This window comes from Plantibacter sp. AC185 (assembly GCF_979258065.1).
This window is the reverse complement of record NZ_OZ409831.1, coordinates 1,036,119-1,056,937: the sequence shown is the minus strand read 5'-3', so window position 1 is coordinate 1,056,937 and position 20,819 is coordinate 1,036,119. Positions and strand designations below refer to the sequence as shown.

The 20,819-nt window shown below is 68.3% G+C and carries 11 protein-coding genes; 10 read left to right on the top strand and 1 reads right to left on the bottom strand.

Annotated elements, in window-relative coordinates; genetic code table 11:
* Positions 1–68: 68 nt before the first annotated feature.
* The 3 genes from rpoB to ACZZZB_RS05045 all read left to right on the top strand — a co-directional run bounded on the left by rpoB (position 69) and on the right by ACZZZB_RS05045 (position 8,430).
* On the top strand, positions 69–3,560 hold the full coding sequence (gene rpoB, locus ACZZZB_RS05055; RefSeq protein WP_079001671.1) for a DNA-directed RNA polymerase subunit beta: 3,492 nt from the start codon (positions 69–71) through the stop codon (positions 3,558–3,560).
* A 45-nt stretch (positions 3,561–3,605) separates the two neighbouring features.
* A complete protein-coding gene (locus ACZZZB_RS05050) occupies positions 3,606–7,487 on the top strand; it encodes a DNA-directed RNA polymerase subunit beta' (RefSeq protein ID WP_079705238.1) in 3,882 nt (1,293 codons plus the stop codon).
* 172 nt (positions 7,488–7,659) lie between these two features.
* Entirely contained in the window at positions 7,660–8,430 is a 771-nt protein-coding gene (locus ACZZZB_RS05045; protein WP_463529113.1) for a hypothetical protein, read from the top strand.
* Between the two features lie 110 nt (positions 8,431–8,540).
* On the opposite strand, the gene ACZZZB_RS05040 is transcribed toward ACZZZB_RS05045, so the two are convergent.
* Positions 8,541–9,536 (bottom strand): amidase domain-containing protein, encoded by a 996-nt coding sequence (locus tag ACZZZB_RS05040; protein WP_463529112.1) that lies wholly within the window; start codon positions 9,534–9,536, stop codon positions 8,541–8,543.
* Positions 9,537–9,798: 262 nt separating this feature from the next.
* Here ACZZZB_RS05040 and ACZZZB_RS05035 point away from each other — a divergent pair, with 262 nt between their 5' ends.
* From ACZZZB_RS05035 to ACZZZB_RS05005, 7 genes are all read left to right on the top strand, one after another.
* A complete protein-coding gene (locus tag ACZZZB_RS05035; protein ID WP_137242179.1) occupies positions 9,799–10,833 on the top strand; it encodes a hypothetical protein in 1,035 nt (344 codons plus the stop codon).
* A 2-nt stretch (positions 10,834–10,835) separates the two neighbouring features.
* Positions 10,836–11,324, top strand: coding sequence for a DUF6121 family protein (locus ACZZZB_RS05030; RefSeq protein ID WP_191940612.1), 489 nt, complete (start codon positions 10,836–10,838; stop codon positions 11,322–11,324).
* Positions 11,325–11,450: 126 nt separating this feature from the next.
* The gene (locus ACZZZB_RS05025) at positions 11,451–12,773 is read left to right on the top strand and encodes an FHA domain-containing protein (protein WP_191940613.1); all 1,323 of its coding nucleotides are present in this window, start codon (positions 11,451–11,453) and stop codon (positions 12,771–12,773) included.
* Positions 12,774–12,908: 135 nt separating this feature from the next.
* Positions 12,909–13,184 carry a hypothetical protein gene (locus ACZZZB_RS05020; RefSeq protein ID WP_085510231.1) on the top strand — a complete coding sequence of 92 codons (276 nt, stop codon included), beginning with the start codon at positions 12,909–12,911 and terminating at the stop codon, positions 13,182–13,184.
* A 77-nt stretch (positions 13,185–13,261) separates the two neighbouring features.
* Entirely contained in the window at positions 13,262–15,466 is a 2,205-nt protein-coding gene (locus tag ACZZZB_RS05015) for a hypothetical protein (protein WP_463529111.1), read from the top strand.
* Entirely contained in the window at positions 15,463–16,095 is a 633-nt protein-coding gene (locus tag ACZZZB_RS05010; protein ID WP_463529110.1) for a hypothetical protein, read from the top strand. Before ACZZZB_RS05015 ends, ACZZZB_RS05010 begins: the two co-directional genes overlap by 4 nt.
* Positions 16,096–16,201: 106 nt before the next feature.
* A complete protein-coding gene (locus ACZZZB_RS05005; RefSeq protein ID WP_463529109.1) occupies positions 16,202–20,722 on the top strand; it encodes an FtsK/SpoIIIE domain-containing protein in 4,521 nt (1,506 codons plus the stop codon).
* The last annotated feature ends 97 nt before the right edge of the window (positions 20,723–20,819 follow it).

Genomic DNA, 20,819 nt, shown 5'->3' with positions numbered 1-20,819 from the left:
CTTTCTGGTGAGTAACTCCACTGACGACCAGTAACTCGGCCCCCAACAGGCCTCCGGAGGTTATCCCCTTGGCTGCTGCGCGCAACGCAACCACCAACTCACCCAAGAACGGCCGCGGAGCATCCCGCCTCTCGTTCGCGAAGATCACCGACACGCTCACGGTTCCAGACCTCCTGGCTCTGCAGACCGAGAGCTTCGACTGGCTGGTCGGCAACGACGTGTGGAAGGCACGCGTCGCAGAAGCCACCCAGGCCGGCCGACAGGACCTGCCCACGAAGAGCGGCCTCGACGAGATCTTCGAGGAGATCTCGCCCATCGAGGACCTCGGCGAGACGATGCAGCTCTCCTTCGCCAACCCGTACCTCGAGCCCGAGAAGTACTCCATCGACGAGTGCAAGGAACGCGGCAAGACGTACGCGGCCCCGCTCTACGTCGAGGCCGAGTTCATGAACCACCTCACCGGTGAGATCAAGACCCAGACGGTCTTCATGGGCGACTTCCCGCTCATGACCGAGCGCGGTACCTTCATCATCAACGGCACCGAGCGCGTCGTCGTCTCGCAGCTCGTCCGCAGCCCGGGCGTGTACTTCGAGTCGGCTCAGGAGAAGACCTCCGACAAGGACATCTTCTCCGCTCGCGTCATCCCGAGCCGCGGTGCCTGGCTCGAGTTCGAGATCGACAAGCGCGACCAGGTCGGCGTCCGCATCGACCGCAAGCGCAAGCAGTCCGTCACCGTGTTCCTCAAGGCGCTCGGCATGACGAGCGAGGAGATCCTCGAGGAGTTCAAGGGCTACGAGTCCATCGAGCTCACCCTCGAGAAGGACACGATCCTCACCAAGGAGGACGCGCTCCGCGACATCTACCGCAAGCTCCGTCCGGGCGAGCAGGTCGCAGCCGAGGCCGCACGTGCGCTCCTCGACAACTTCTACTTCAACTCGAAGCGCTACGACCTCGCGAAGGTCGGCCGGTACAAGATCAACAACAAGCTCGGTCTCGACAAGCCGCTCAGCGACTCCGTCCTGACGACCGACGACATCGTCGCCACGATCAAGTACCTCGTCGCCCTGCACCGCGGCACGGCCACCCTCCCGGGTGTCCGCAACGGCAAGCCCGTCGACCTCCGTCTCGACACGGACGACATCGACAACTTCGGCAACCGTCGCATCCGCGCCGTCGGCGAGCTCATCCAGAACCAGGTCCGCACCGGTCTGTCCCGCATGGAGCGCGTCGTCCGCGAGCGCATGACCACGCAGGACATCGAGGCCATCACGCCGCAGACCCTGATCAACGTGCGCCCCGTCGTCGCCGCGATCAAGGAGTTCTTCGGGACCTCGCAGCTGTCGCAGTTCATGGACCAGAACAACCCGCTCGCGGGTCTGACCCACAAGCGTCGCCTCTCGGCGCTCGGCCCCGGTGGTCTGTCGCGTGAGCGTGCAGGCGTCGAGGTGCGAGACGTCCACCCGTCGCACTACGGCCGCATGTGCCCGATCGAGACCCCGGAAGGCCCGAACATCGGCCTCATCGGTTCGCTCGCATCGTTCGCGCGGATCAACTCGTTCGGTTTCATCGAGACCCCGTACCGCCGCGTCGTCGACGGCCGGGTCACCGAGGACATCGACTACCTGACCGCGATGGAAGAGGACAACTACATCGTCGCGCAGGCCAACGCTCCGCTGAAGAGCGACGGCCACTTCCAGGAGGACCGCGTCCTCGCCCGGAAGAAGGGCGGCGAGGTCGACCTCATCCCGTCCGAGGAGATCGGCTACATGGACGTCTCCCCGCGCCAGATGGTGTCGGTCGCGACCTCCCTCATCCCGTTCCTCGAGCACGACGACGCGAACCGCGCACTCATGGGTGCCAACATGCAGCGTCAGGCCGTCCCGCTCCTCATGTCGGACTCGCCGCTCGTCGGTACCGGTATGGAGGGCTACGCAGCCATCGACGCGGGTGACGTCGTCACCGCCGACAAGGCCGGCGTCGTCCAGGAGGTGTCGGCCGAGTCCGTCACCGTCCAGCTCGACGAGGGTGGCACGCAGACCTACTACCTGCGCAAGTTCGACCGCTCCAACCAGGGCACGAGCTACAACAACCGCGTCATCGTCTCCGAGGGTGCACGCATCGAGGCCGGCGAGGTCATCGCCGACGGCCCCGCCACGGAGAACGGCGAGCTCGCGCTCGGCAAGAACCTCCTCGTCGCCTTCATGACGTGGGAGGGTCACAACTTCGAGGACGCGATCATCCTCAGCCAGAACCTGGTGAAGGACGACGTCCTCTCCTCGATCCACATCGAGGAGTACGAGGTCGACGCCCGCGACACCAAGCTCGGCAAGGAGGAGATCACCCGTGATCTCCCGAACGTCAGCCCGGAGCTGCTCAAGGACCTCGACGAGCGCGGCATCATCCGCATCGGTGCCGAGGTCCGCCCCGGCGACATCCTCGTCGGCAAGGTCACGCCGAAGGGCGAGACCGAGCTCTCCGCCGAGGAGCGCCTGCTCCGCGCCATCTTCAACGAGAAGAGCCGCGAAGTCCGCGACACCTCGCTGAAGGTTCCCCACGGTGAAGCCGGCACGATCATCGCCGTCAAGGTGTTCGACGCACAGGACGGCGACGACGAGCTCGGCTCGGGCGTCAACCAGCGTGTGGTCGTCTACATCGCCCAGAAGCGCAAGATCACCGAGGGCGACAAGCTCGCCGGCCGTCACGGCAACAAGGGTGTCATCGCGAAGATCCTGCCCGTCGAGGACATGCCGTTCCTCGAGGACGGCACGCCGGTCGACGTCATCCTCAACCCGCTCGGCATCCCCGGTCGAATGAACTTCGGTCAGGTCCTCGAGATCCACCTGGGGTGGATCGCGAAGCAGGGCTGGAACGTCGAGGGCAAGCCCAGCTGGGCCAAGAAGCTCCCGGCTGCCGCGCACTCGGCCGAGCCGAACACCAAGGTCGCGACCCCGGTGTTCGATGGCGCCTCCGAGGAGGAGATCGCCGGTCTGCTCGACTCGACCAACGTCACCCGCGACGGCGACCGCCTCATCGGTTCCTCCGGAAAGGCCCGTCTGTTCGACGGCCGCTCCGGCGAGCCGTTCCCGGCACCGGTCTCGGTCGGCTACATGTACATCCTCAAGCTGCACCACCTCGTGGACGACAAGATCCACGCGCGTTCGACGGGTCCGTACTCGATGATCACGCAGCAGCCGCTCGGTGGTAAGGCTCAGTTCGGTGGACAGCGCTTCGGTGAGATGGAGGTCTGGGCCCTCGAGGCCTATGGAGCCGCGTACGCGCTCCAGGAGCTCCTGACCATCAAGTCCGACGACATCCTCGGCCGCGTCAAGGTGTACGAGGCCATCGTCAAGGGCGAGAACATCCAGGAGCCGGGTATCCCCGAGAGCTTCAAGGTGCTCATCAAGGAGATGCAGTCGCTGTGCTTGAACGTCGAGGTCCTCTCGGCCGACGGCACCGCGGTGAGCCTGCGCGACACCGACGACGACGCGTTCCGCGCCGCCGAGGAGCTCGGGATCAACATTTCCTCCAGGTTCGAGTCGTCGTCCATCGACGAGATCTAAGCCTGACCACTGTAGAGACTGACGAAACCTTTCATAGGAGATACATTGCTCGACGTCACAACTTTTGACGAGCTTCGCATTGGTCTGGCCACCGCAGACGACATCCGTGCCTGGTCGCACGGAGAGGTCAAGAAGCCCGAGACCATCAACTACCGCACCCTCAAGCCCGAGAAGGACGGTCTGTTCGGTGAGCAGATCTTCGGTCCTTCCCGCGACTGGGAGTGCGCCTGCGGCAAGTACAAGCGGGTCCGCTTCAAGGGCATCGTGTGCGAGCGCTGCGGTGTCGAGGTCACGAAGTCGTCGGTGCGCCGTGAGCGCATGGGCCACATCGAACTCGCCGCCCCGGTCACGCACATCTGGTACTTCAAGGGTGTCCCGTCGCGCCTCGGCTACCTGCTGGACATGGCGCCCAAGGACCTCGAGAAGGTCATCTACTTCGCGGCCTACATGGTCATCGATGTGGACGAGGACGCACGTCACCAGGACATGCCCGGCCTTGAGAACGAGCTCCGTCTCGAGATCAAGACGCTCGGCGACCAGCGCGACTCGCGCATCGCGGACCGCCTGAAGAAGCTCGAGGACGACCTCGTCGCCCTCGAGGAGGAAGGCGCCAAGAGCGAGCAGAAGCGTCGCACCAAGGACGCCGCTGAGAAGGAGATGAGCCAGACCCGCAAGTCCTACGACGAGCAGATCGCTCACCTCGAGCGCGTCTGGGAGGACTTCCGCAACCTCAAGGTCGGCGACCTCAAGCCCGAGGACTCCGTGTTCCACGAGCTGCAGGACCGCTTCGGCCTGTACTTCGAGGCCTACATGGGTGCCGAGGCGGTCAAGAAGCGCCTGCTGTCCTTCGACCTCGCGGCCGAGTCCGAGCTGCTCCACCACCAGATCGCGGAGGGCAAGGGTCAGAAGAAGATCCGCGCCATCAAGCGTCTGCGCGTGGTCAACTCGTTCCTCATCACCGGCAACTCGCCGGCCGCGATGGTCCTCGACGTGGTCCCGGTCATCCCGCCGGAGCTCCGCCCGATGGTGCAGCTCGACGGTGGCCGCTTCGCGACCTCCGACCTCAACGACCTCTACCGTCGTGTGATCAACCGCAACAACCGTCTGCGTCGTCTGCTCGACCTCGGGGCTCCCGAGATCATCGTCAACAACGAGAAGCGGATGCTGCAGGAGGCCGTCGACGCACTGTTCGACAACGGTCGTCGTGGTCGCCCCGTCACCGGTACCGGCAACCGTGCCCTGAAGTCCCTCAGCGACATGCTGAAGGGGAAGCAGGGTCGATTCCGCCAGAACCTGCTCGGCAAGCGCGTCGACTACTCGGGCCGTTCGGTCATCATCGTCGGCCCGCAGCTGAAGCTGCACCAGTGTGGTCTGCCCAAGCAGATGGCGCTGGAGCTCTTCAAGCCGTTCGTCATCAAGCGCCTGATCGACCTGAGCCACGCTCAGAACATCAAGGCCGCGAAGCGCATGGTCGAGCGCAGCCGTCCCGAGGTCTGGGACGTGTTGGAGGAGATCATCCGCGAGCGTCCCGTGCTGCTGAACCGTGCGCCAACGCTGCACCGTCTCGGCATCCAGGCGTTCGAGCCTCAGCTCGTCGAGGGCAAGGCCATCCAGCTGCACCCGCTCGTCTGTGCCGCGTTCAACGCGGACTTCGACGGCGACCAGATGGCTGTCCACCTCCCGCTCTCCGTCGAGGCCCAGGCCGAGGCGCGCATCCTGATGCTCGCGTCGAACAACATCCTGAAGCCGTCCGACGGCCGCCCGGTCACCCTGCCCACGCAGGACATGATCATCGGCCTCCACCACCTGACCACCCTCAAGGAGGGTGTCGAGGGTGAGGGCCGTGCCTTCTCGTCCGTCGCCGAGGCCATCCTCGCGAAGGACCAGGGCTCGCTCGACCTCAACGCCAAGGTGCGCATCCGTCTGACCGACGTGACGTTCGCCGAGGGCACGGGTCCCGAGGGCTACGAGGGCTCGGGTGTCGCACTCGTCGAGACGACCCTCGGTCGCGCACTCTTCAACGAGGCGCTGCCGGCGGACTACCCCTACGTGGAAGACGTGGCGGACAAGGGCAAGCTGTCCTCGATCGTCAACGACCTCGCGGAGCGGTACCCGAAGACGGTCGTCGCCGCCACGCTCGACAACATCAAGGACGCCGGTTTCCACTGGGCGACGCGTTCCGGTGTGACCGTTGCGCTCAGCGACGTCCTGACCCCGCCGAACAAGCGCGAGATCGTGCAGGGCTACGAGAAGCAGGCCGCCAAGGTCCAGAGCCAGTTCGACAAGGGTCTGACCACGGATGCCGAGCGTCGTCAGGAGCTCATCAAGATCTGGACGGAGGCCACCGAGAAGGTCGCCGAGGCCATGCGCGCGAACTTCCCGGCGGACAACACCATCAACCGCATGGTGTCGTCGGGTGCTCGTGGTAACTGGCTGCAGATCCGCAACATCGCGGGTATGCGAGGCCTGGTGAACAACCCGAAGGGTGAGATCATCCCTCGCCCGATCATCTCCTCCTACCGTGAGGGCCTGTCGGTCGCGGAGTACTTCATCGCGACCCACGGTGCTCGTAAGGGTCTGGCCGACACGGCGCTCCGTACCGCCGACTCGGGATACCTCACGCGTCGTCTCGTCGACGTCTCGCAGGATGTCATCATCCGCGAAGACGACTGCGGCACGACCAAGGGTCTCGAGCTCGCGATCGCGAACGCCGACAGCTCGGGTGAGCTCGTGCGCGACCCGAACGTGGAGAACTCCGTGTTCGCCCGTTCGCTGGCCGCAGCCGCGGTCAACCCGAAGGGTGAGGTCGTCGCCGAGGCCGGCGAGGACGTCGGTGACGTGCTCATCGACAAGCTCGTCTCCGCGGGTGTCGAGAACATCAAGGTGCGCTCGGTCCTGACCTGCGAGTCGACCGTCGGTGTGTGTGCAGCCTGCTACGGCCGCTCGCTCGCCACGGGCAAGCTCGTCGACATCGGCGAGGCCGTCGGCATCATCGCGGCCCAGTCGATCGGTGAGCCCGGTACCCAGCTGACGATGCGTACCTTCCACACGGGTGGTTCGGCATCGGCGGACGACATCACGCAGGGTCTGCCCCGCGTGCAGGAGCTGTTCGAGGCTCGTACCCCCAAGGGTGCGACCCCGATCGCCGAGGCCGCCGGTCGCATCACGATCGACGAGAACGACAAGGCTCGTAAGGTCATCCTGACGCCCGACAACGGCGACGAGCCGGTCGTCTACCCGGTGCTGAAGCGTGCGGTCCTCCTCGTCGAGGACGGACAGCACGTCGAGCTCGGTCAGAAGATCCACGTCGGTGCGGTCGACCCCAAGGAGGTCCTGCGCGTGCAGGGCGTCCGCGAGGTCCAGAAGCACCTCGTCGGTGGCGTCCAGGGCGTGTACCGCTCGCAGGGTGTCCCGATCCACGACAAGCACATCGAGGTCATCGTGCGCCAGATGCTGCGGAAGGTGACCGTCGTCGACCACGGCGACACCGACCTGCTGCCCGGCGAGCTCGTCGACCGCCTGCGCTACGCCGAGCTCAACCGCTCGGCCGTGTCGGAGGGTCGTCGCACCGCATCGGCTCGCCAGGAGGTCATGGGTATCACCAAGGCGTCCCTCGCGACCGAGTCGTGGCTGTCGGCCGCTTCCTTCCAGGAGACCACGCGTGTCCTCACGCAGGCCGCGATGGAAGGCAAGAGCGACCCGCTGGTCGGCCTCAAGGAGAACGTCATCATCGGTAAGCTCATCCCGGCCGGTACCGGCCTGGCGCGCTACCGCAACGTGACGGTCGAGGCGACCGAGGAGGCGAAGGCGGAGCGTTACCCGAACCGCATCTTCGGTGAGGACGGCGCGTTCAACGAGTCCGACCTGAGCTTCGTCGACTTCGACAGCTTCAGCTCCGACGACTTCACCCCCGGTAACTACAACTAGGGCTGAACGACTCACCCGGAGGGCCCGTCCCGATCGTTTCTCGATCGGGACGGGCCCTCCGTCGTTCGTTCGCCCATTCCTGGGCGAGCGAATGCCCGTTCGCCCCGGAATGGGCGAACGAATCGGGCATCGGTGAGTTGTGTGGCGGGTCTCTGCACGACATGCTGGTCCGATGAGTGATCAGCCCGAGCAGCCCACCGGCCAGTTCCAGCCGCTGGAGCCGGACGCGACCCCGGTGCAGCCAGACGTCCGCTACGGCGCTCCGGCACCCAAGCGGAAGCGCAATCCGGTCGTCATCGGCCTGAGTGTGCTCGCCGGCGTGCTGGCGATCGCGCTCATCGTCGTCATCGGGCTCCTGGTCGTCGGCCCAGGCGGCACCCCCGCCGCCGACTCGACCCGTACACCGAGTGCGACGGCGACCGCCGGCTCCACTCCTGCTCCGACCACGACGGACACCGCTGAGACCCCTGCCGCACCGGTGCGTCCGACCGAATGCACGCAGCTCTTCCCCGCCGGCTACATCGACTCACTCACCGCAGACGGCTTCCTCGCCTTGAACCCGGAATGGTCACTGCCGGAACTCGCCACCGACTTCTTCGGTTCGAACGACAGCGCCCTCGTGGCAGTGATCTCGTCGAACACCGACCGTCTGAACTGTGCCCTGGTGAAGGCGAGCGGTGGCGGCGACGTGGGCATCACCACCAATCTCCTCTCCATCGACGCTGCGACCCAGGCGTCGGTGATCGCGCGGATGAACGAGGCAGGCTTCACCTGCTCCGAGGAGACCGGCGGAACGATGTGCTTCACCGAGGTCTCGGAGGACGCCGGTACGTACGGCGAACGTCACTTCGTGCGGGACGGTACCTGGATCGCCACGCGCTGGTCGAACACCAACATCAGCGGCTGGACCCAGGCGATCGTCTCCACGCTCTTCCCCGCCTGACACCGGCGTCCCGTTCGCAATTCAGGACGAGTCCGGCGCGTCCCGCTCGAACGAGAGTGAGCGGGGCCGACATGCCGATGACGTCCTGAGTTGTGAACCGAGCGGGCGGGCTAGGCGATGCTCCAGTAGTACACGGAGGCGCCGGGGTGGATGACGGTGATCGCCTCGTCAACGGTGCGGTAGTCGGTGTCGTCGGTGTGCCCCGCGTAGTACACCTGGGTGCCGGCGTCGGTGGTCTCGACCTTCGACACGATGCCCGTGTGGTCGCGGTCGCCGCTGTTGTCCCAGTCGAACTGCACGATGTCACCGACCTTGACCTGGTTGCGCTGCGTGTCGTCGAGAGCGGTGGCGAGCTCGGGGTGCTCCTCGACGTAGTTCATGAAGAACGTCGAGCTGACCCAGGCCTTCGAGAAGTCGAAGTCGTCGCCGGTCCCCTCGGCCCACCAGTCCTCGTCCATCGTCCACCCGCGTTCCAGCAGACTCTGGCTGGCGAAGTTCGCGCAGTCGGTGTCGACCAGTGAGCCGTATTCAGCCAGGTTGTAGTCGTTCCAGTGCGTGAACACGTAGGCCATCTGCGCGTCGACGGGGCTCGTGATGTCGTAGCTGTAGCTCAGCGCATCACCGTCGACCCGGAGATCGTCCGCGTAGACGGCGATGCCGACGTCGGCGGGGGAGAAGCCGGTGGCTGCCGGCACGGCGACGGTCACCTCGGTGCTCGTCGCCGACAGGATCCGGGCTTCCTCCTCGCCGAACACGACGCGGGTCACGCCGTCCACGTCGACACCGCTCACGGTCAGGGTGCTCCCGCCTGCGACGGATCCGGTCGTGGCGGAGATCGCGGTGACCGCCGTGGCGTTGACCGTGGAGGCCGGGACCGTGGACGTCGTCCCGTCCAGAGCCTGCGCGGCCGGCTCGGATCCGGTCGCGTCGGAGTGCTGCAGCGCGACCGGGGTGATCACCGCGGTGGCGAGGAGGAGGACGGCTCCGGCAGCGGTACCGGCGACCACGCGTCGCCCGCGCAGGGGGAGGGCGCGGTAGCGGGAGGAGAGCCGCGTGAAGGGTGAGCGGGAATCGACGTGACGGTCGTGGGGGAGTTGCTCGGGCATGGGGCCTTTCCAGGGGATGCGCCGTCGGGGGATCGGCGTCGCGGGATCGGCAGTGATCCGACAGGTGTCTGTTATCGCTCCCACTCAAGCGCGCGGAGCTGAGGAGACCGTTTCCTCCGGATATGAATCAGACCTGAATCGCGTCGACGGGAGTGCGCGAGTCCCGGCGAGCTTGCCGGGCATCGGTGCCCCGGCTTGCTACCGTGGCGAGCGGAGCGCCGTGAGGGCGCTCCTGAACTGGCTTCCGCCGAAGGAGTACGCGATGAGCACCCAGAACCCCGAGCCCGGATCGCCGACCGACCCGAGCACTCCGGCGGCTGCCCAGACCGCGGCTGGCTCCGAGCGTCCGGCGACCGCGTCCGAGCAGTCCGTGGCCGAGCGGCCCGGAGCTGAGCGGGACATCCTCTCCGAGGACACCGTGCAGCAGGACATCATCACCACGGCGGACGGCGTCGGAGCGGACCCGGTCGTCGACGACCGTCGGGTCGCCAACCGCGACGACACGGCGTCGGATGCCGGCGTGCGGGAGACCCGCCCGTACCAGCCGCACACGCCGCAGCGCGCGTACTCGAACATCGACTTCGACGACGACGACACCTCCGGTACCCCGACGTCGACGGCGACCACCCGACAGGCCGACACCGGTGCCCACCCGTACCCCGCCGCGGCCTACGAGCCGGTCGCCCGCTCCGGCGCGACCGAGACCGCCACCGCAGCGGAGACCGAGCAGCAGCAGGCCTTCCCGCTGTACGTCCAGGCGCCGTCCGAGCCGGAGGTCCGCGGCAACCGCGGCTTCGGCATCCTCATCGGTCTCCTCGGCACCATCATCTTCGCCGCCCTCTACGCAGCAGCCGTCGCGGGCCTTCAGCTGGTGCTGGAAGGCGACGGCACGTTCGTCGAGAACCTCATCCAGATCGCCACGAGCTGGCCGTTCCTCATGGCCGCCGCAGGCTTCTTCCTGGCCTGGGTCGTCACGGCGACCATCGTGAACCGTTCCGGCTGGGTGCACTGGGTGCTCGGCGGCTTCATCATCGGCCTGGTCGTCTTCCTCGCGTGGGTCGGCGGGTTCCTGATCCAGGAGCGCGCGTGGACCCTCAGCGTCGACGAGATCCTCGCCGAAGTCACGGGTGTCGCCTTCACCTTCGGGCCGGTCCTCGCCTTCGTCGTCGCCCGCGAGATCCCCGTCTGGCTCGGTGGCTGGATCGCCGCCCGCGGCCGCAAGGTGCGCGAGGCGAACCTCGAGGCCCGCGCCGAGTACGAGCGCGTCCTCGAAGCCGGACCGACGACCGCCCGCTGAGCATGACCGGTGACGCGGACGGAGCGCGCGGTCCCTGGTGGATCGCCCCGTTCGCGGCGGTCACCTACGTGGCGCTCGTCGTCTGCGCGTTCGGGTTCATCAGCCTGCTGGCGGACCTCGACGTCGTGACCGACCGGGATGCCGGCCCGCTGACCGGTCCGCTCATGGTCGTGGTCGCCACGATCGTGGTCCTCTGGGCGATCATCCGTGAGACGCGCCGCACACCGCTGCGCGTCTCGGTCGGCTCCGCGGTCCTCGCGGGGCTCCTCGCCTGGCTCGCGTACGGCCTGAGCGGCGGCGTGTTCGACGCGATCGCGAGCCGGGACGGAGCGGACGCCGCCGCCTTCGCCGTGACGACACTGACCGGGCCGTTCTCGGTCACCGTCGGGGTGCTGGCGGTCGTCATCGTCCTCGCTGCCGCCGCCGTCGCGACGTCGTCGACCGGCCGACGTCCGACCCCGCGCTGGCCGTGGGAGCACGACGCACAGTGAGCCGATGCGACGTCCGCCCCGGTTCGCGCGAGGTGCGCCTCTCGTCCCTCCCCACGAGGGCGACGGCGTAGGCGATAATCGATCCGTTGCCGTCGTCGGCCGACGGCGCTTGGGGAGGAACCACCGATGAGATCACCCGACCTGACCGACACCGGTCTGGATCTCGACCTCGCGGGGACCGCCGACGACGTCGTCGCGCTCGTCCAACGTGCGGTCGCCGCCTCCGGTGAGGATGCGCAGCAGACCAGGCACTACGTCGCGATCGACGGTGGGACGAGCGCGGACATCCGCCTGCGGGTCGTCTCGGTCGACGATCCGGCTCCACTGCTCGCGTTCGCGATCACGACCGCCCCGTCCGCACGGGGAACGGCCGCCGCGACGTTCATCATGCAGCACGGCGTCCAGAAGCGCCGGCGTCAGCGCTCGTTGCTCGGACAGGAGCCGTTCCTGACCTTCCTGCGCGCGCTCGCCGAGCTGGCGACCGAGTCCGACCCCGGCGCCTCCGCCACCCTGCGCGTGCACGGCGCTCGGACCGTCCTCGCTCCGCGTCCCGCAGCGGCGCCGACGAGCGCAGAAGCGTCTCCTGCAGGTGCGCCCACATACGTCCCCGTCACGGACGGACCGGTCTCCCCGGGATGGGGTCCGATGACCGCCGATGCGCCGACACCATCCCCTGCCGTCTCGACCCCGACGTCCGCCGAGCCGGTTCCGGTCTTCGAGGCTCCGGCTGCTCAGGTGCCGGCTCCCGAGCGTGCCGTTCCCGAGACTTCGGTCCCTGGGGCCCCGGCTCCCGCAGCTCCGGCTCCCGAACCGACGTGGGCTCCCGCGGGCTCCGCGCCTGAACCGACGCCGGTCGTCGTCGAGCCACCTGCTGCCGAGCCGCAGTTCCGCGAGCCGCCGGTCGCACCCGCTCAGACACGCGCCCCGGCCGCATCGACGTCCTCGGTCCCTCCGGAGCTGCAGATCACCGTTCCCCCGGGACTGTTCGCCGGTGCACCGGCATCCCCGGGTGCGCCGGAGCCGAACGCTCCGGCGCCGGCGCGGCCGGTGGCGGACGCCGTGATCCCGACGCCGGAAGCGGATCTCGGTGCCACCGTCGTCTCGGCGTCGCTGCGAGCCGGGGACTTCGCGCTCGAGCTGCCCGACGGCGAGCGCATCCCGCTCCGGGGGCCACTCCTGCTCGGACGCAACCCCTCGGCACGGCCGGAACAGCCCGACGCCGAGCTCCGCTCACTCGTCGACCCACGGATGTCCGTCTCGAAGACGCACACGGTCGTCGTACCCGGACGACGGTCGCTCCGCGTGACGGACCTGCACTCCACGAACGGCACGACGATCACGGACGCGTCCGGCGCGGTCACCGTCTGCCAGCCAGGCGAGGCCTACGTCGCGGAAGCCGGGTCGACCATCGGGATCGGCGAGTTCCCGATCCGCGTCGTCGTCGGCTGAGAACGTCGTCGGGCATGGGGAGTGCTCCCCATCGTCGCCTCCCGAGCTCTCGGATACGCTGGTGGCCGGCGGGGCGAAACCCGCTGTCGGTGACTCTCAGACGGTCGCCGATTCAGTGACGACCCAAGGGGAACTATGGCCGGGGATCAGCTCTTCGTCGACGTCGAAGCCATTCGGACGATCGCGTCCGGACTGGAGACGAGCGGATACAGCCTTCCGACCGAGGTTGCCGTCGACCTGAGTGGCAGCTCCAGCTCGAGTGTCTCTGGTGCCGCGGAGAGCTTCGCCATGTGGGCGACGGTGCAGACGATGCTCGCGTCGGGTCAGATCACGAACGCTGCGCAGATCGCCAGGGACGCCGCGGCCACGTGGCAGGAGACCGAGGCACTGCTGGATGAAGGAGCCAACTGATGGGTAACTGGACGAGGGAGGATCCGGGACTCTTCGACGCCGGATCGCTCGGAACGGCCGCGACCGGCCTGCAGACCGTGGAGACGACGCTCGGCGAGGCTCGCACGGTCACGACCAACTCGCAGGCGGGCATGACCGCGGAGGTCTGGAGCGGAGACGCCCCGGTCACCTGGACGGCCTCCCTCGACACTCCGGTGGCCACGATCGATGCGGTCACCACCGCCCTGAGCGCAGCTCGGACGGCCATCGGCGCGTACTCCGAGACCGTGTCCGGAATCGCCACACGTGCGACGTCGGTGAAGCAGACCATGTTCGAGTCGAACCAGGTCATCAACCGCCAATACGCGGACCCCGCAGGTGGCCCGACGCCGGAGCAGGCGCAGCACCGCCAGCTGCAGGAACAGGCGGCGATGGGAGACCTCACGCTGGCCCGCAGCGCGCTCGAGGGGTTGGCCGATGAGCGCACCCTGGCTGACAGCACCCTGGTGCTCGCATTGACCCCGCCGAACGCCACCGCCTGGGAGGCACAGCGTCAGGCACTCGCCGCCATCGGCATCACCGACTCCGGCTCGCTGACGCCGAGCGCGGTGGCACAGGCGATGGCCGAGCTCGGGAACCAGATCGCCTCCGGCGACTATTCCGAGGCGGACGTCTCGAACCTGCAGACGCTCTACGACCTGTACGGCAAGAACCCGCAGGTGATGGCCCAGATGAATCGCGACATGGGCGGCGAGAACGTCGTCAGCCTCATCGACGAGCTTGGCCGTGGTGTGGTGGACGGCAGCGTCCCGGCCGCCGCGGCGTTGGCGCTCGCCCAGAGTGTCCGCGGCGGGTTGTCCGTCGGCTCGCAACGGTGGACCCCGCTCACCGGGCAGGAGTTCGCCGAGGAGATGATGTCCCAAGCGAGCACGATGGTCGGCGGTGACCCCGCTGCGATCGGTTTCCTCTTCGGTGACCCCACCAACGCGCCGATCGGTGTTACGACCACCCTCGCGCTCGCGGACATGATCGATGCCGCGGAACGCGGGAACTACCAGATCTGGCAGGACTCGTCGCCACTGCCCGGCGGCACGACGCTCGCGCTGCTCGAGGAGGAACAGACGGGGCTTTCCGGGCTCCGGGTCGTCGACATGGCGGGGCGGGTGTTGGAGACTCTCGGGGCATACCCCGCTGAAGCGCTCGAGTGGTTGACGAGCGCCGAGGACGACGGCGTCACCGGCGAAGGCAAGCTCGGCGAGAACCGCGTCGACTACTGGTATGGAGAGCGGGACTGGTCGACGTACGACCAGTTCGAGGGCCCTTCCGGTCTGTGGGCCGGCTCGCAACATGCGCCGGGCGGACCTGGTGACGGCAGCGTCACACTGCCGGACGGAACGAACAATTCACCGCAGGTCTGGCACGACAGCGCACAGCTGACGCATGACATCATGGAGGCGCTTGCAAGGAACGAGCAGTTCGTTACCGAGAACGTTAGCGAGATCGCTTCGGTCAAGATGGTTGCGGCTTTGGCGCCGCAGATTCCCGGCTTCGTCGAGGATCCGCTGTCGGGCATGGGCGATGACGGGGGTTCAACACTCGAGTCCCCCGTCTTCGGATCCGGCGACCCTCGGGAGTATGCGAGGGTGTCGCGAGAAATCTTCGCCGAGGTCTTCGGCGTAGCGGGAGATCACGCTGCGGGCGCAGAAGCCTTGAGTACCGTCGTGACGAACTATCAGGTGGGCCTCTCCGAAGCAGCAACCGCAGAGAACGCATCGGTGCCCGGCCTCACGCAACGCATCGCCATTCTCCAGGGCATGCTCGACGGTGCAGCGGACGGCGCTGCGCTCGGCGAGGCGACCCGTCAAGATGAGGCCGTTGAGGAAGCGATCGGCTTACTGGCGGACGCCGTGGGCCTGATCCCCGTGCCTGGGCTCGGCGGTGCCGCCGATATCGCGCAGGACTATCTGCTCGGTCAGCTCATCGATGCTGCAGAAGCCCACGACGTCTCGACGTTCGCCACCAACCATGCGGAGCTTTCTGAGGCCCAAGGTGAGGGGGGAGTCGCCGATCGCCAGGTCCTCCGAATCCAAACTGCGCAGCTGGTGTGGTCCGTCAGGCAGCCTGACGGAGTGCCCGACCCGACTGGCATGGATGCGGACGAGCTGGACGCCTGGTTCAGGACGAACGAAGTCGCGCTGAACCGGGCGTTGGACCCGCTGTCCAGCGGAACCACCTACGACACACTGGCCGGGGTCTACGACCTCGCCTACGGTCGGGCGAGTGGCGCGGCGGAGGCCGGATGAGTGCCGGAGTGAGGATCGGTGGCTCGGCCGCAGCCGTCGCGCTGCTCATCACGCTCGCCGGCTGCACGCCGACTCCGGCGGAACAGTCGGATCAGGGGGTCCCGGAGGTCGTCTGGGCTGACGGCGAGCCTTCGGGCGAATTCGAACAGGATGCTTGGGTTCAAGCGGCTCGGTCGGCGCTGACCGCCCTCGCCGTGGCACAGAACCGCAACGACTTCGAATTGCCGGAGCTGGTCGAATCGACGACGTACGAGGTGCGGTCGGCCGCCTGGCGCGGCGCGCGGGATCGTGTCGAGGCCGGAGAGCGGACCGACGTGCACCCTGGGCCGCAGCCGCTGGAACCACAGAGCGTCGAGGTGTCGGCGGACGGTCGAAGTGCGAGCGTCCAGGCATGCGTCGCGCTGGACTGGTCGTCGCCCCAAGGCACTCCTCCGGACTCCTTCGACACGGCCGGAGCGGAGTACCGCCTCGAGCGCACTGAGGACGGCCGGACCGTCCTCGACGCCATCGTCGGCTTGCCGAACCTCGACTGCGCGACTGCTGATCCCGCCGTCGGGCTGTTCGATCCCGCTCCGAAGGAGTCGTCGGTGACGAACGTCGATCAGATCGTCCGTCCACAGACCGACTGATCCGGTCGGACGTCGGACACGGCACACTCCGGATCCTGGCTCGCTCCGTCGTCGCTAGGCTGATCGAGGTCGCGTCGAGCGGCCCGCACTTCCAAGGGGATCCTGCATGCGCATCAAGCTGACGTTGACCAGGCCGTCGGGGTCGTCCGCCGACATCGTCGTGACGACGGACGCGGCGGCGAGCATCGCCGAGGTCGCGTCGACCATCGCGCGCGTCGACCCGCAGGGGCCCGATTCCGCGAACGCCGACTTCACGCTGCACGCGCGCTTGCCGGGGTCGACCGAGACCCTCCCACTCCCGCCGGAGGCCCCCATCGGCGAGGCCTGGGTCGGTTCGGGTGCCGTCATCGAGCTCGCCGACGCGGGGGTCTACTACTCCGCGGCGCGCACGGGCCAGGCTCCCGCGGTCGCCGTGGTCAGGGTCCTCTCCGGCGACGACGCGGGCCGTGAGTTCACCCTGCCGGCCGGCAGCTGGACCATCGGACGTGAGGCGAGCTGCGACATCGTCCTCGACGACCCGCTCGTCTCGAAGCGTCACGCACGCCTCGAGGTCGGCGGCGAGATCGAACTCGTCGACCTCGGCGCCGCCAACGGCATCGTCGTCGACGGTGGCATCGTGCCTCGACTCAAGGTCATCGAACCCGAGCGCGTGCTCATCGGCGACACCGAGGTCGAGATCGGGTTCGCCGGGACCGTCGGCCGTGCGGGTGTCGTCCCGAAGGCCGGGCCGGTGTACTTCAACCGCTCGCCGCGCGTCGAACAGCGCTACGCGGGGGAGACCTTCCCCGCCCCCGAGCCGCCGACCGAGCGCGAGAACCAGCCGTTCCCACTCCTCGGCATGCTCACGCCCATGCTCCTCGGTGGCGCGATGTACTTCTTCACGAAGAACCCGCTGTCGCTCATCTTCATCGCCATGACGCCGCTGATGCTCATCGGCAACTACTTCACCGGTCGCGGGCGCAACAAGCGCAAGCTCAAGCAGCAGATCAAGATCTTCGACGAGCGGCTCGAGTCCCTCGGCAAGCAGCTCGCGGCGGAACGCGAGATCGAGCACGACGTCCGCATGCGCGAGGCGCCGTCCACCTCGGAGGCGCTCAAGCACGCGCTCACGCGGGGGCCGCTGCTGTGGACCAGGCGCCCCGAGCACTGGTCCTTCCTGAACCTCCGGCTCGGCGTCGGCACGATGCCCTCGCGCAACGAGGTCTCGGCGAAGGCGCGCGACAGCTTCCTCCCGGAGTTCCAGGAGCGACTCGAGAAGCTCAAAGACCAGTACGCGACCGTCGCCGACGTGCCGATCATCGACAACCTCTACGACGCCGGCGCGCTCGGCATCGCCGGTTCACCGCAGACCGCCGGTGGAGCCGTGAACGGCATCCTCGTCCAGCTCACCGCCCTCCACTCGCCGGCCGAGGTCGTCGTCTCGGCGATCGTCTCGCCCGCGTGGTCGAACGCCCTCTCGTGGGTCAAGTGGCTCCCGCACGCGTCCTCGCCGAACAGCCCGCTCGACGTCGGTCACCTCGCCGACAGCGTGTCGAGCGGCAACCTGCTGCTGGCCGCGATCGAGGAACTCGTCCAGACCCGCCTGCAGGCGGCCCGGGCAGGCGACGCCCGACGCGGAGCCATCTCCGAGAAGCAGGCGGCCCAGGAGCGCGGCGCGGAGATCGGGACCAAGAGCTCCAACGACACCGGCACGAAGTCCCCGATCCCCGCGATCGTCCTGCTCATCTCCGACGACGTCGGCGTCGACCGCGCACGCCTCGTCCAGCTCGCCGAGATCGCGGCGGACGCGGGTGTCTTCCCGATCTGGATCGCCGACGACGTCGTCTCACTCCCCGCCGCCTGCCGCACCTTCCTGCAGGTGCCGGAGGCCGGGGCCGGCGTCGACGCACCGGCGACGGTCGGCATGGTCCGCCTCGGCTACTCCGTCGACGACGCCCGCCCGGAGTTCGTCGACCCGGTGACGGCCCTCGACTACGCGCGACGCATGGCCTCGGTGATCGACGCCGGTGCCCTCGTCGAGGACTCGAGCGACCTGCCGCGGTCGGTGTCGATGGTGACGCTGCTCGGGCCGGAGCTCACGACCTCGAGCGACGCCGTGGTCGACCGCTGGCGGCAGAACTCCTCGATCCACGACCGCACGCCGGGGCTCCCGCCGAAGCCCCGGCGGGCCGGCCAGCTGCGCGCGACCGTCGGATCGGGCGGTGTCGACGCCATGCACCTCGACCTCCGTGCCCAGGGCCCCCATGCCCTCGTCGGCGGGACGACGGGTGCCGGTAAGAGCGAGTTCCTGCAGGCCTGGGTGCTCGGGATGGCGGCCGAGTACAGCCCCGACCGCGTCTCGTTCCTCTTCGTCGACTACAAGGGCGGTTCGGCCTTCGCGGACTGCGTGACGCTCCCGCACTGCGTCGGACTCGTCACCGACCTCAGCCCGCACCTCGTCCGCCGGGCGCTCACGAGCCTCCGCGCCGAGCTGCACTTCCGCGAGCACCTGCTCAACCGGAAGAAGGCCAAGGACCTCCTCGAGCTCGAGAAGCGGGGCGACCCGGACTCGCCGCCCGCCCTCGTCCTCGTCATCGACGAGTTCGCGGCGCTCGTCGGCGAGGTCCCGGAGTTCGTCGACGGCGTCGTCGACATCGCCCAGCGCGGTCGCTCGCTCGGGATCCACCTCATCATGGCGACCCAGCGGCCTGCCGGCGTCATCAAGGACAACCTGCGCGCGAACACCAACCTCCGCGTCGCGCTGCGCATGGCCGACGAGTCCGACAGCCAGGACGTGGTCGGGGTCAAGGACGCGGCGCACTTCGACCCGGGTGTCCCCGGGCGAGGCATCGCGAAGACCGGTCCCGGCCGCCTGAGCATCTTCCAGTCCGGCTATGCGGGTGGCTGGACGAGCGACGAGCCCAAGCGCTCCGACATCGAGGTCCGGGAGCTGCGCTTCGGCGGCGAGACGCGCTGGGAGGAGCCCCGCGCTGCCGACGCCGAGGAGGAGCGCGACCTCGGCCCCACCGACCAGCAGCGGCTCGTCGCGAGCATCATCGCCGCAGCCGACCGGGCATCGATCCCGGCGCCACGACGGCCCTGGCTCGACGAGCTGGCGCCCGTCTACGACCTCAGCAAGCTCCGTCAGCGGTCCGACGCCGAACTGCTCATCGGTGTCGCCGACCTCCCGGACTCGCAGGAGCAGCGCCCGGTCTACTTCCGGCCGGACGTCGACGGCCACATCGCCGTGTTCGGCACCGGCGGATCGGGCAAGAGCACGGTCCTGCGCACCCTCGCCACGGCGGCTGGCATCACGCCGCGTGGCGGTCCGGTCGAGGTGTACGGCCTCGACTTCGGCGCGGGCAGCCTCCGCATGCTGGAGGCCTTGCCGCACGTCGGCTCGATCATCCCCGGCGACGACCAGGAGCGCGTCATCCGACTGCTCCGCCGGATCAAGGAGATCGTCGACGAGCGCAGCGTCCGGTACGCCGAGGCGAACGCGTCCTCGATCACCGACTACCGCCGCGTCTCGGGTCGCAACGACGAGCGCCGCATCCTGTTGCTCGTCGACGGCTTCCAGTCCTTCCGGCAGGAGTACGAGACGACGCTCGGCCTGTCCTCCTGGTACACGCTGTTCCAGCAGCTCATCACCGACGGCCGGCAGCTCGGCGTGAACATCGCGTTCTCGGCCGACCGCCCGGGCTCCGTCCCGACGAACATCAGCTCCGGTGTGCAGCGGCGCGTGGTGCTGCGCCTCGCGGACGAGACCGGCTACCAGCTCCTCGGCGTGCCGAAGGACATCCTCGGCCCCGAGTCGCCCGCCGGCCGGGCGATCGTCGACGGCCTCGAGGTCCAGGTCGCGATCCTCGGTGGTTCGCCGGTGCTCTCGGACCAGTCGGTCGCGACGGTCCGGCTCGCGGAGGCGATGTCGCGCGCGGGAGCCACGATCACGGCCCCGCCGATCGGCGCGCTGCCGAAGGAGATCGAGGCGCGCGAGCTGCCCGAGCGCGTCGGCGACCGCCCTGTGCTCGGGATCGGCGACGCCGACCTCGCACCGATCGGGTTCGACCCGTCCGGGGCGTTCCTCGTCGGCGGCCCTCCCGGCAGCGGTCGGACGAACGCCGTCGCATCCCTGGTCGGCGCCATGCGACGCTTCGATCCGGCGACGCGCTTCGTCTACTTCGGTTCCAAGCGCTCGGAACTGCTGCGGGAGCTGCGCTTCGACGAGTCGGCCGTCACCCCCGAGACGATCGCCGAGCAGGCGAAGGCGCTGTCCGCGGCGATCGCGTCCGAGACGGTGACCGGCCGGACGGTCGTCGTCATCGAGACGCTGTCGGACTACCTCAACGGCATCGCCGACCCGCCGCTCGTGGAGCTCATCAAGGCCATCAAACGCAGCGACCATCTCGTGATCGCCGAGAACGAGGTGTCGGGCTGGTCGTCGTCCTGGCCGCTCATGGGCGAGATCAAGAGCGCCAGGCGGGGCATCCTGCTGCAGCCGGAGCAGATGGAGGGCGACCTCGTCCTCCGGACGACCTTCCCCAGGCTCGCGCGCAAGGACTTCCCGCAGGGGCGCGGGATCTACGCGAACCGCGGTGCGCTGTCGCGCGTGCAGCTGCCGATCGCGCCCGAGTTCCCCGTCGCCTGAGCGGCGTCGTCCCTGGGTGGGGACTGCATGGGGAGTGCTCCCCATGTGCTCCCGGGAGGCGTTGTGGTTACATGATGAAGGCACCGACGGTGCCGGT